At 71.7% G+C, this 12,170-nt stretch carries 12 protein-coding genes; 1 reads left to right on the top strand and 11 read right to left on the bottom strand.

Annotated elements, in window-relative coordinates:
- Positions 1–42: 42 nt before the first annotated feature.
- Entirely contained in the window at positions 43–579 is a 537-nt protein-coding gene (gene purE / locus AB0K60_RS03690) for a 5-(carboxyamino)imidazole ribonucleotide mutase (RefSeq protein WP_364048215.1), read from the bottom strand.
- Positions 579–1,721: a 5-(carboxyamino)imidazole ribonucleotide synthase gene (locus AB0K60_RS03685; RefSeq protein WP_364049265.1), complete on the bottom strand. Its 1,143-nt coding sequence runs from the start codon at positions 1,719–1,721 to the stop codon at positions 579–581. The genes purE and AB0K60_RS03685 overlap by 1 nt, the downstream gene beginning before the upstream one ends.
- A 435-nt stretch (positions 1,722–2,156) precedes the next feature.
- Here AB0K60_RS03685 and AB0K60_RS03680 point away from each other — a divergent pair, with 435 nt between their 5' ends.
- The gene (locus tag AB0K60_RS03680; protein WP_364048213.1) at positions 2,157–2,747 is read left to right on the top strand and encodes a GtrA family protein; all 591 of its coding nucleotides are present in this window, start codon (positions 2,157–2,159) and stop codon (positions 2,745–2,747) included.
- A 7-nt stretch (positions 2,748–2,754) separates the two neighbouring features.
- Here AB0K60_RS03680 and AB0K60_RS03675 read toward each other — a convergent pair whose 3' ends face one another.
- The 9 genes from AB0K60_RS03675 to AB0K60_RS03635 form a co-directional block, all read right to left on the bottom strand.
- The gene (locus AB0K60_RS03675; RefSeq protein ID WP_364048211.1) at positions 2,755–4,026 is read right to left on the bottom strand and encodes an ATP-binding protein; all 1,272 of its coding nucleotides are present in this window, start codon (positions 4,024–4,026) and stop codon (positions 2,755–2,757) included.
- A 9-nt stretch (positions 4,027–4,035) separates the two neighbouring features.
- The gene (locus tag AB0K60_RS03670; RefSeq protein ID WP_030451323.1) at positions 4,036–4,704 is read right to left on the bottom strand and encodes a response regulator transcription factor; all 669 of its coding nucleotides are present in this window, start codon (positions 4,702–4,704) and stop codon (positions 4,036–4,038) included.
- Between the two features lie 185 nt (positions 4,705–4,889).
- Entirely contained in the window at positions 4,890–5,375 is a 486-nt protein-coding gene (gene bfr, locus AB0K60_RS03665; protein WP_364048208.1) for a bacterioferritin, read from the bottom strand.
- A gap of 111 nt (positions 5,376–5,486) precedes the next feature.
- Entirely contained in the window at positions 5,487–5,666 is a 180-nt protein-coding gene (locus tag AB0K60_RS03660) for a (2Fe-2S)-binding protein (RefSeq protein ID WP_364048206.1), read from the bottom strand.
- A 189-nt stretch (positions 5,667–5,855) separates the two neighbouring features.
- A complete protein-coding gene (locus AB0K60_RS03655) occupies positions 5,856–6,941 on the bottom strand; it encodes an S-(hydroxymethyl)mycothiol dehydrogenase (protein ID WP_364048204.1) in 1,086 nt (361 codons plus the stop codon).
- A gap of 52 nt (positions 6,942–6,993) precedes the next feature.
- A complete protein-coding gene (locus AB0K60_RS03650) occupies positions 6,994–8,046 on the bottom strand; it encodes an adenylate/guanylate cyclase domain-containing protein (protein ID WP_364048202.1) in 1,053 nt (350 codons plus the stop codon).
- A 36-nt stretch (positions 8,047–8,082) separates the two neighbouring features.
- Positions 8,083–8,595, bottom strand: coding sequence for a PH domain-containing protein (locus tag AB0K60_RS03645; protein WP_364048200.1), 513 nt, complete (start codon positions 8,593–8,595; stop codon positions 8,083–8,085).
- A 52-nt stretch (positions 8,596–8,647) separates the two neighbouring features.
- Positions 8,648–9,496, bottom strand: coding sequence for a biotin--[acetyl-CoA-carboxylase] ligase (locus AB0K60_RS03640; protein ID WP_364048198.1), 849 nt, complete (start codon positions 9,494–9,496; stop codon positions 8,648–8,650).
- Between the two features lie 25 nt (positions 9,497–9,521).
- Positions 9,522–12,152: a phosphoenolpyruvate carboxylase gene (locus tag AB0K60_RS03635; RefSeq protein ID WP_364048196.1), complete on the bottom strand. Its 2,631-nt coding sequence runs from the start codon at positions 12,150–12,152 to the stop codon at positions 9,522–9,524.
- Positions 12,153–12,170 lie beyond the last annotated feature (18 nt).

Here is a 12,170-nt window from a genome sequence, read left to right as displayed (position 1 = left end):
CACGGCCATGCCTGAGCCCGGCCGGGCCCTACGAGAGCGCGTTCAGCCGAGGGGCTCGCCCGTCGCCGCGCCAAGCGCTGCGGCCTCGCCGCGCAGTCGCTCGCCCTTGGCGTGGGCCTGGACCTTCAGGCTTTCCTGGAACTCCAGCATCTTGGCGCGTAGGGCCGCGTCGGAGGCGGCGAGGATGCGTACGGCGAGCAGGCCCGCGTTGCGGGCGTTGCCGACGGCGACGGTGGCGACCGGGACGCCCGCGGGCATCTGCACGATCGACAGCAGGGAGTCGAGGCCGTCGAGGTACTTCAGCGGCACCGGGACGCCGATCACCGGGAGGGGGGTGACCGAGGCGAGCATGCCGGGGAGGTGGGCGGCGCCGCCGGCGCCCGCGATGATGACCTGAAGGCCGCGGTCGGCGGCGCGGGAGCCGTACTCGATCATCTCCGTGGGCATGCGGTGGGCGGAGACGACGTCGGCCTCGAAGGGCACGCCGAACTCGGCGACGGCCTCGGCGGCCTGGCGCATGACCGGCCAGTCGGAGTCGCTGCCCATGACGATGCCGACGCGTGCCGTGGCGGTGGTCATCAGACGTACTCCCCGGTGGACAGGTGGACGGCGGCGTGGCGGGCGCGGGCGCGGACCTCGTCGAGGTCGTCGCCGAACGCGGTGACGTGGCCGATCTTGCGGCCGGGGCGGACCTGCTTGCCGTAGAAGTGGACCTTCACGCCGGGGTCGTGGGCCATCACGTGCTCGTAGCGGGAGAAGACGTCCGGGTCGGGGCCGCCGAGGACGTTCGCCATCACCACCACGGGGGCGGTCATCGCGGGCGAGCCGAGCGGCAGGTCGAGGACGGCGCGCAGGTGCTGCTCGAACTGGGAGGTGCGGGAGCCGTCGATCGTCCAGTGGCCGCTGTTGTGCGGGCGCATGGCCAGCTCGTTGACGACGACCTTGCCGCCCGGGAGCTGGAACATCTCGACGGCGAGCAGGCCGGTCACGTCGAGTTCCTTGGCGATGGTGAGCGCGATGCTTTGGGCGACCGCCGCGTCCTCGGGGTCGAGGCCGGGGGCGGGCGCGAGCACCTCGACGCAGATGCCGTCGCGCTGCACGGTCTCCACGACCGGGTAGCCGACCCCCTGCCCGTGCGGGGAGCGGGCGACGAGCACCGCCACCTCGCGCTCGAACGGCACGAACGCCTCGGCGAGCACCGGCGTCCCGGTGGCGAGCACCTCGCGGGCCTCCGCCGCGTCGGCGCACACCCACACGCCGCGGCCGTCGTAGCCGCCGCGCACCGCCTTGAGCACGACCGGCCAGCCGTGCTCCTCGGCGAACGCCTCGACCGCGGCCATCGGGTCCTGCGGGCCCACCGGGGCCCAGGCGGGGCAGGGCACGCCGAGCTCGGTGAGCCGCCGCCGCATCGCCAGCTTGTCCTGCGCGTGCACGAGCGCGTCCGCGCCGGGGCGTACGGCGAGGCCCGAGGCGGCGAGGGCGCGGATGTGCTCGGTGGGCACGTGCTCGTGGTCGAACGTGATCGCGTCACACCCCTTGGCGAATGCCCGCAAATCGGAAATGTCGCGGTAATCGCCGAGGCGTACGTCGGCCACGACCCGGGCGGCGCTCTCGTCGCGAGCGCCCGCCAGCACGCGCAGCTCGACCCCGAGCGCGATCGCGGCCTGCTGGGTCATGCGCGCGAGCTGCCCGGCCCCGACCACGCCGACCACGGGCCCCAGAGGGGGGACGCCGACGCCGGACACCGTGTCTCCGCTGGTGGTTCGACCTGTCACGAGATCTCAGCCTACCCAAGCGCGCCGATCCGGATTTCCCTGCCCATATGTGGGCCCGTACGTGGACCAGTATGTGAGCCCGGATGTGAGCCCGGATATGGGCCGGATGTGGGTCCGTACGTGAGCCAGTATGTGGGCCGTACGTGGGCCGGATGTGGGGCACGATCGGGTAGCTCTTCCGGCGGTCGCGCCCGCGAGGGCCGCAGCCGCAGCATAATAGGCAACCCGCCCATATCTCCGATGCGGGCGAGATCAGCAACATCCCGGCCAAGGTTCTTTGGAGCCGCCCCGCCAGGACCGTCCCCGGGCACCGGTAGCCTGGGATGACCGGCTCCGACGCGAGCGCCCCGGCCACCCGGTCAGGAAAGGATCCCGTAGACCGTGCTACAACTCCGACGCCTGTACGAGCGATTCGCCGTACTCGTGCATGAGATGGCCAAGTTCGGCACGGTCGGGGCAGCGATGTTCGTCATCGACTGGGGGTGCACGAACTTCTTCCGGTACGTCCTGGAGGTGGGGCCGCTGACCTCGAAGGGCGTCGCCACGGTCATCGCCGCGACCCTCTCCTATGTCGCCAACCGCTACTGGACCTGGCGCAACCGCGAGAACTCCGGCCTGGCGCGCGAGTATGTCCTGTTCTTCGTGCTCAATGGCATCGGTTTGCTGATCTCGCTGCTGGTCATCGGCTTCGTGGAGTACACGCTCAAGCTCCAGACCGTCCTGGCCTACCAGACCTCGATCGTCATCGGCACCGGTCTCGGCACGCTGTTCCGCTTCTGGTCGTACAAGAAGTGGGTCTTCCTCCCGCCGGACCTGCCGCCGGTCGATCCGCACACCGGCCTCCCGGAGGCCGAGGCCGAGGCGGACCCCGGGCCCGCGCCCCGCACCGCCGTCTCCCACCCCGCCTCACACCCCGTCTCCCAGCCGGTGTCCCAGCCGGTCTCCCAGTCGGCCTCGAACCCGGCCGACTGACGATCCGTCAGGCGGGCCCGCTCACCACGCGGTAACGCTCCTGGTCCCCGACCGGCCGCAGGAAGACCGCGAAGGCCGCCGGGCACCGGCGTACCAGCTCAAGGCGGCCGCCGTCGGCGACGGCGAGGGCGCGGGCGAGCGTGAGGCCGAGGCCGGTGCCGCCCCCGCCGCTCACGTTGCGCTCGAAGACGCGCGCCGCCAGCTCCTCGGGTACGCCGGGCCCCTCGTCGGCCACCTCGATCACGATGGAACGTTCCCCGCTCGTGGTGGTGATGGTGACCGTCCCGTCGCCGTGCTCCAGCGAGTTCTCCAGGAGCGTGGAGATCACCTGGCTGAGGCCGCCCTCGGTGGCGAGCGCGCTCAGGCCGCGCTCCCCGGCCAGCGCCAGCCGCCGCCCGGCCCGGCGGAAGGCCGGCTCCCACTCGGTGAGCTGCTGGTCCAGCACCGAGTCCACCTCCAGCGGCCCGGCCTGGGCGTACCGCTGCCGACGCGCCGCCGCGAGCAGCTCGTCGATCACCGCGGTGAGGCGCTCGACCTGCACGATCGCCGCCTCGCCCTCCTCGCGTACGACGGCGGGCTCGTCGGCGGCGGCGACGATCTCCTCCAGGCGCATGGTGAGCCCGGTCAGCGGCGTGCGGAGCTGGTGGGAGGCGTCGGTGGCGAACTCCCGCTCCCGGCCGAGCAGCTCGGAGATGCGCGTGGCGCTGCGGTCGAGCACCTCCGCCACCCGGTCCAGCTCCTGGATGCCGTAGCGGTGGCGGCTGGGCCGGGCGTCGCCCGAGCCCAGCTTCTCGGCGATCGCGCCGAGGTCCTGCAAGGGCAGCACGAGCCGGCGCGACTGCACGATCGCCAGCCCGACCGCGACGGCGAGGGCCGCGAACGCGAGCGCCACGATGAACAGCAGCCGCGCGCGCACGTCGGACTCGATCTGGTGGGCGTCCCTGCTCACGCGGACGTAGACGCCGCTCTCGGACTGCACCTCCTCGGTGATCTGCCGGTCCTCGGGCGGCGCCGTGCCCGCGATGATCGGGGCGCTGCCGGAGATGAAGATCTGGATGTACCGATCCGGATAGTCCCGTTCCAGGTACTCCGGTGTGATCGGTTGCTCCTCCATGCGGGCGTACTCGACCGCGCCGAGCAGCCGCGTGGCCTCGCCCCGCAACTCCTGGACGGCCTCGTCATAAATGAGACGGCTGACGACCACCCCCAGGGGCACACCGAGCAGCAGCACCGCGATGGCCGCGACGACCAGCGTGGAGGAGAGCAGACGCCGCCGCACCCGCCCCCCCTACTCACGCTCGAACCGGAAACCGACTCCCCGGACGGTCGTGATGTATCGCGGCTTCGCCGCGTCGTCGCCCAGCTTCCTCCGCAGCCAGGAGATGTGCATGTCGAGCGTCTTGGTCGAGCCCCACCAGTTGGTATCCCACACCTCCCGCATGATCTGCTCGCGGGTGACGACCTTGCCGGCGTCGCGCACGAGCACGCGCAGCAGGTCGAACTCCTTGGTGGTGAGGTGCAGCTCCTTGTCGCCCATCCAGGCGCGCCGGGAGTCGGCGTCGATGCGCACCCCCTGCACCACCGGTGTCTCGGATGTGCCTCGCCGCAGCAGGGCCCGGACGCGGGCCAGAAGCTCGGCGAGACGGAACGGTTTGGTCACATAGTCGTCGGCCCCGGCGTCGAGTCCGACCACGGTGTCCACCTCGTCGACCCGTGCCGTCAGAATGAGCACGGGTGTGCCGTGTCCCTCGGCGCGGATCCGGCGGGCCACTTCGAGCCCGTCCATCTCCGGGAGACCGAGGTCAAGAACGATGAGATCGACGCCACCGGACAGAGCCCTCTCCAGGGCCTGCGGGCCGTCGGGGCTCACCTCCACCTGATAGCCCTCCCGGCGCAACGCGCGCGCCAACGGCTCAGAGATCGAGGTGTCGTCCTCGGCGAGAAGTACGCAGGTCATGAAGCGATCGTATGACCTTAGGCGATCGTTTCCCGGCTACAGCGCGCGGTTTGACTCGCCGTTGACCCATCAATTGACCTGGGCAAACACTGACAAATAAGAGCCACATGGGGTGTATCGCCGCGGCCGCTCCGGCTCCGGGAGCGGGCCGCGACGGGGCAAGGCCCGGGGGTTCGGTCGTCGGCTCAGTCATCCGCCGAACGGGGCTCGGCGTACCGCTGGAGGTACAGCGGCTCGCCGAGGCGCTCGATCAGCTGCAGCTCGGTCTCCAGATAGTCGATGTGCTTCTCCTCGTCCTCGAGGATGTCCTCGAAGATGCGGGCGGAGGTGATGTCGCCCGTCTCGCGCATCAACCGGATGCCGGGCCGCAGCCGCTCGACCACGCTCAGCTCGATGTCAAGATCGGCTCGGATCTGCTCGGGTACGGTCTGACCGATGTGCAGCGTGCCGAGCCGCTGGTAGTTCGGCAGGCCCTCAAGGAACAGGATGCGGTCGGTCAGCCGCTCGGCGTGCCGCATCTCGTCGATCGACTCGGCCCTGGTGTAGGACGCGAGCTTGGTGAATCCCCAGTTCTCCTGCATCTTGGCGTGCAGAAAATATTGGTTGATCGCGGTCAATTCGGACGTGAGTTGCTCGTTGAGCAACGCGATGATCTCTGGGTCGCCCTGCATTGCGATGCCTCTTCTCCCCGTGGTCCTGCGCGGGGACGCCGTGGGCGCACGCCGCGCGGCACCGCCACGGCGGCGCCGGAACGCTCTCTCCCCACACCCCCGAACGGGTCCCTAGGTGGTCACCACCAATTCACTCGACGACTTCAGGATCGCACATATTTTCCGCACACAGATCGCGCAGTCCCCACCCGCCCCGGTGGTGTCGCGGATCTGCTTGGCCCTCGTCGCGCCCGCCGCGATGCAGTCGCGGATCTCGCTCTCGGTGACGGCTCGGCAGACGCAGACGTACATGGTGCGGTCGGGGCCTTTCGCAACAGGAGAAGTGTCGAGGGGAGAGGCACAGGCCTTTAGGTAAGGCACACCTAAGATAGCGCAGCAAGGTTAGGCTTGCCTATGCGGGTCGGGTGATTTTTTGGGATAAACCCGACATCCTGAGCCTCTGCCCCTCGTGGTACCCCTCCGTCGTGCCCCTTGTCGCCCCTACAGCTCGACCACCGAGCGCAGCACCTCGCCGCGGTGCATCTTGGCGAACGCCTCCTCCACCTGGTCCAGGCCGATCGTCTCGCTGACGAAGCCGTCCAGGTTGAGCCTGCCCTGCAGGTACAGGTCGATCAGCATCGGGAAGTCACGCGACGGCAGGCAGTCGCCGTACCAGGACGACTTCAGCGAGCCGCCCCGGCCGAACACGTCGAGCAGCGGCAGCTCCAGCGTCATCTCCGGCGTGGGCACGCCCACCAGCACCACGGTCCCGGCCAGGTCGCGGGCGTAGAACGCCTGCTTGTACGTCTCGGGCCGACCGACCGCCTCGATGACCACGTCGGCGCCGTTGCCGCCGGTGAGCTCGCGGATCGCCTCCACCGGGTCGGTCTCCCGCGAGTTGATCGTGTGCGTCGCGCCGAAGCCCTTGGCCCACTCCAGCTTGCGGTCGTCCACGTCCACCGCGATGATCTTCGCCGCGCCCGCCAGCGAGGAGCCCAGGATCGCCGCGTCGCCCACGCCGCCGCAGCCGATCACCGCCACCGAGTCGCCACGGGTCACGCCGCCGGTGTTGATCGCCGCGCCGAGGCCCGCCATCACGCCGCACCCGAGCAGGCCCGCCACCGCCGGACGCGCCGCCGGATCGACCTTGGTGCACTGCCCGGCCGCCACCAGCGTCTTCTCCACGAACGCGCCGATGCCGAGCGCCGGGCTCAGCACGGTGCCGTCGGCGAGGGTCATCTTCTGGCTCGCGTTGTGCGTGGCGAAGCAGTACCAGGGCCGCCCGCGCAGGCACGCGCGGCAGTTGCCGCACACCGCGCGCCAGTTGAGGATCACGTAGTCACCCGGCTCGACCGAGGTCACCCCGGGGCCGACCGCCTCGACCGTGCCGGCCGCCTCGTGGCCGAGCAGGAACGGGAAGTCGTCGTTGATGCCGCCCTCGCGGTAGTGCAGGTCCGTGTGACAGACCCCGCACGCCTGGACGTTCACCACCGCCTCGCCCGGTCCCGGGTCGGGGACGTGAACCTGCTCCAGGCTCACGGCCTCGCCCTTGCCCTTGGCGATCACACCTTGCACGTCGTACGGCATTGCTGCACCTCACTTGTCCTCGCCGGTCCTCTCCGGACCGGATGGGTCCGGATCACCGTGCTCCCTCGCCGGCCTGTGCCACCGGTTTCCCGGCGGGCTTCCCCACATGCTCCTCGTCGGGCGTTCGCGCCCGCAGGACATACGGCTGGATCACGCCGAACCCCCGGGCCGGCCTGCGTCTGATCTTGCTGATCTCCAGGCCCGGCACGCCGGTCAGCCCGTCCGCCATGCCGGAGTCTATGATGATCGTCCCCGGCCGGGCGATGGCCGTGAGCCGAGCCGCCAGATTCACCGTCGGACCGAACACGTCGCCCATCGTGGGCAGGATCGGGCCGTACGCCAGGCCCACCCGTACGTCCGGCCCGTCGGCGTTCGCGCGCGCGGCGTCGGCCAGGTCGAGCGCGATGCCCGCCGCCGTGGCCGGGTCCCCCGCGGTGAACAGCACCTCGTCGCCCAGCGCCTTGACCAGCCGCCCGCCCCGGGCGGCCACCACGTCCGAGGCGCGGGACTCGAAGCCCTCCACCAGCTCGGCGAGCGCCGAGGAGTCCAGGTCACGCGAGTACCGCGTGAACGCGACCAGGTCGGCGAAACCGACCGCCAGCGTGATCCGGGCCGAGGATGGGTCGGCGACGAGCTCGGCCGAGGCGGACAGGCGGGTGGCGACGGCGGCGAGCTGCACCCGCCAGACGTGCACCAGCAGGCGCTCGAAGTCCGGCAACAGCAGCCCGGCCGTCTCCAGCAGGCGGCCGAGCTCCCCGTCGCCCGCGTCCGCCAGCGAGTCCAGCACGATCTCGGCCTGCCACTGCGCGAGCCGGGCCGTGGTCTGGCCGAGCGCCCGCGCCATGCGTACCACGATCTTCTCGTCGAGCAGGCCCGCATCGAGCAGCACTCCGATGCGGCGCAGCGCGTCCACGTCGGCGTCGCTGAAGGCGACCGCGTCGTCGGCGGGCGCGGCGAAGCCCAGGGCACGCCAGATCCGTGCGGCCAGCTCCGATGGGACTCCCGCGGCCTCGGCGACCTGGAGCCGGGTATAGCGGGCAGGCGGGCCGAGGAACAACCGCTCGATGTCCTCCGTCGTCGGCCGCTTCGCCGGAACTTCGCTCATTGTCTCGCTAAATCATTTGTCGCTGGTAGATGTGAGTCACCGTCCGTCTATCTCACCATCTGACGCGTCCTCGACGAGGCGGAACAGCTCGGCGCGCACCGTCTGGATGCTCGGGATGTCCGCCAGCTTGATCTCGCCGGCGTCGGAGGCCGACTCCACCACCAGGGTGCCGCACCCGAGGATGCGCTCCAGCAGCCGCTGGTCGGAGCTCACGCTGTTGACCTTCGCCAGCGGGATGTCGTCGTCGGACTTGTTCAGGATGCCGGTGCTGATGTTGAACCGGTGCGTGGTCAGCGTGTACGACGTCGTCACCCACCGCAGGTACGGCACGAGCGCCCACCAGATCAGCAGGATCACGGCGACCACCGCGACCCCGATCCGGACGTACGACGTGTACGGCTCGCCGCCCGGAATGAAGAGAAACGCCGCCACGCAGGCCGCGAGAAGCACGATGACCGCGAGAACCGGCAGAATCAGCCGCTTCCAGTGAGGGTGGAACGAGAGAACGACCCGCTCCCCCTCCGTCAGGTGATGGTCGGGGAGTCCCATGCGGCACATCGTGGCATGTCCGGACCGTTCGCGTCTGCCCCAATCCCGCCGCTCAGGAGGCGGGCCGTACGTGCACGACCTCCCCGGCGCTCACCGCGCGCTCCTCGCCGTCGTCGTCGCGGACCAGCAGCCGCCCGGACGCGTCCACCCCGGTGGCCGTCCCGGTCAGCCGCCGACCGCCCGGCAGTTCCACCCTCACCCGGCGGCCGATCGTGGCGCAGGCGGCGAGGTAGGCGGCCCGCAGCCCCGCCGCCTCGGCGTCGCCGCCCGCCGCCGTCCAGTCCCGGTAGTGCCGCTCGATCTCCCGCAGCACCGCGCGCAGCAGCGGGTCGCGGTCGGTGCACGCCGCCTTCTCCACGGCCAGCGACGTGGCCGTCTCGACCGGTAGCTCGTCCTCGCGCAGGCCGACGTTGAGGCCGACGCCCACCACGATGGCCGCGCCGCCGTTCCCCTCGACCCGCCCCTCGACCCGTTCCGCTAGGACCCCGGCCAGCTTCCGCTCGCCGACCAGCAGGTCGTTGGGCCACTTCAGCCGCACGTCCACCTCGGCGATCCGCCGTACGGCGGTGGCGGCGGCGACGCCGGTCAGCAGCGGCAGCCAGCCCTGCGCGGCGGCGGGCGCCGACGGCCGCAGCAGCACCGAGAACATCAGCGCCGAGCGCGGCGGCGCCGCCCAGCTTCGCCCCAGCCGCCCGCGCCCGGCCGACTGGAACTCGGCGACCAGCACGCTCCCCTCGGCCGCCCCCGCCCGCGCGGCCTGCGCCAGATCGGCGTTGGTCGATCCCGTCGTCCGCACGACGGCGATCGACGTCCAGAGCGACCCGGGCCGCACCAGCGCCCGCGACAGCGCGGCCTGCGACAACGGCGGCCGTCCGAGATCGGTGTAAGGCGACTCGTCCACCCGCCCATCCTCTCGCGCCGACGCGTCACCCGGTGTTCTGCAGCCCGGCCGCCACGCCGTTCACCGACAGCAGCAGCAGCGTGGACAGCCGGTCCCGCTCGTGGTCGGTGAGCTCGGCGTCGGCGCGCAGGGTCGACAGGGCGCGCAGTTGCAGGTGAGAGAGGGCGTCCACGTAGGGGTCGCGGAGCTGGACCGCGCGGGACAGCACCCGCCGGTTCTCCAGCAGCCGCGTGTGCCCGGTCACCTCGAGCACCAGCCTGCGGGTGAGGTCGTACTCGGCGAGCACCTGCGCGGCGAAGTCCTCCCGGCCGCCGAGCGCGAGGTACCGCTCGGCGATCGCCCGGTCGGTCTTCGCCAGCGACATCTCGGCGTTGTCGAGCATCGAGTTGAACAGCGGCCACTCGGCGTATGCGGCGCGCAGCTCCTCCAGCTCGTCCACGGCGGCCAGGCCGCTGCCGAGGCCGTACCAGCCGGGCAGGTTGACGCGGGTCTGCGCCCAGGCGAACACCCACGGGATCGCCCGCAGGTCGTCCAGGGAGCGCGGCGCGCCGAGGCCGCGCCGGGGCGGCCGGGAGCCGAGCCGCAGCGACCCGATCTCCTCAAGCGGGCTCACCAGGGCGAACCACTCGGGGAACCCGGGCGCCTCGGTGAGCGCGCGGTAGGCGCGTTCGGATGCGTAGGCGACCCGGTCGGCCAGGGCGCGGAACCGCCCGGCGGCCTTGCGGGCGCGGTCCTCGACCGAGGGGGTGGAGGCGAGCATGACCGCGTTGGTGACCTGCTCGATGTGCCGCCGCGCGATCGCCAGGTGCCCATACCTGGCGAAGATCACCTCGCCCTGCTCGGTGACCTTGAACCGCCCGGCCACCGATCCGGGGGCCTGGGCGAGCACCGCACGGTTCGCCGGGCCGCCGCCGCGGCCGAGCGCGCCGCCGCGGCCGTGGAAGAGCGTGAGCCGTACGTCGTTGGCGACCGCCCACTCGGCCAGCTCGGCCTGCGCGTCGTGCAGCTTCAGCGTTGCGGCGGCCGGGCCGACCTCCTTGGCCGAGTCGGAGTAGCCGAGCATGACCTCAAGCCGCCGGCCGTTGGCCTCCAGCCTCCGCCGTACGGCCGGCAGTTCGAGCATGCCGGTCAGCACGTGCGGCGCGTTGTCGAGGTCCCGTCCCGACTCGAACAGCGGCACCACGTCGAGCACCGGGGCCCGCTCGCCGAGGGCGTGCTCGGCGAGCTCGTACACGGCGGCGACGTCCTCGGCCGAGGTGGTGAACGACACCACGTAGCGGCTGCACGCGGCCACGCCGAAGCGCTCCTGGATCCAGCCGATCGTGCGGATGGTGGCGAGCACCTCCTCGGTGCGCTCGGACGGCGTGCCGCGCCGGATCTCCGCCAGCGCCGCCGCGTGCACCTGGGAGTGCTGGCGCACCTCCAGCTCGGCCAGGTGGAACCCGAACGTCTCCACCTGCCAGATCAGATGCTGCAACTCGCCGTACGCCTGCCGCACCGCCCCGGCGGCGGCCAGCGACGACTGGCACAGCCGCAGGTCGGCCAGGAGCGCCTCGGGCGAGCGGTAGGCGAGGTCGAGGTCGCGCCGCCGGGTCGCGGCGATGCGCGAGGCGATGAACAGCAGCCACTGCCGGTGCGGCTCGCGGGGCGAGCGGGTGGCGAGCTCCGACACCATGTCGGGATGGTCGGCCTCGGCCTGGGCGAGCGCGGCGCGCAGCTCCGCCGACGGCGGCGTGTACCCGGCGGACGCGGTGAGCCCGCGCCCGATGCGGGTGGCGGCGTTCTCCAGCGCGATCAGCACGTGCTCGGCCTGGATGAGCAGCGCCTCGCGGGTCTTCTTCGCGGTGACGTTGGGGTTGCCGTCCCGGTCGCCGCCGATCCAGCTGCCGTACCGGATGAACGGCCGGGCGAGCGGCGCGCGGGCGCCGGTGCCGTCGGCGAGCGCGTCGTCGAGCGAGCGGTAGATCAGCGGCACCACGCGGAAGAGCGTCTCGTCGAACATCGACATCGCGGTGCGGACCTCGTCGAGCGGGTCGAGCGGGGTCGATCGGAGCTGGGCCGTACGCCACAGCAGGTCGATCTCCTCCAGCAGCCGCCGCCGGGCCTCGCGGCGCTCGCTCGCCCCCGCGCCCGGCGCGTTGTACGCGTCGAGCTGCGCGCCGATCCGCTGGATCGCGGTGACGACCGCGCGGCGGCGGGCCTCGGTGGGGTGCGCGGTGAGCACCGGATGGTAGACGAGGTTGTCGACCAGCTCCTGCAGCCGCTCCGGGCCGAGGTCGTGGCGCACCTCGCGCACGGCCTGGGCGAGCGACTCGGGCTGTACGGCCTCGCCGGTGTCGCGCTGCCGCAGAATCCGGATGCGGTAGTGCTCCTCGGCCAGGTTGGCGAGGTGGAAGTAGCACGTGAACGCGCGGGCGATCTGCACCGCGCGGTCCAGCGGCCACGCGGCCACCATCGCCGTGATGTCGTCGAGGCTCTCGGGCGAATCGCCGCGGCGCGCGGCGATCACCGCCTTGCGCAGCCGCTCGACGTCGTCGAGTAGATCCGGTCCGCCGCTCTCGGCGAGGACCTGTCCCAGTAGCTCACCGAGCAGCCGCACGTCGGCCCGAAGCTCGTCGGGCATCTCGGCGACCGCGCTCTGCCTGCCTACGGCCATGCTCGAAGGGTAGCGAGT

This window comes from Thermopolyspora sp. NPDC052614, from assembly GCF_040678635.1.
GTDB lineage: Bacteria > Actinomycetota > Actinomycetes > Streptosporangiales > Streptosporangiaceae > Thermopolyspora.
Note: the sequence above shows the minus strand (reverse complement) of the source record. Positions and strands in the feature narration are given on the sequence as shown.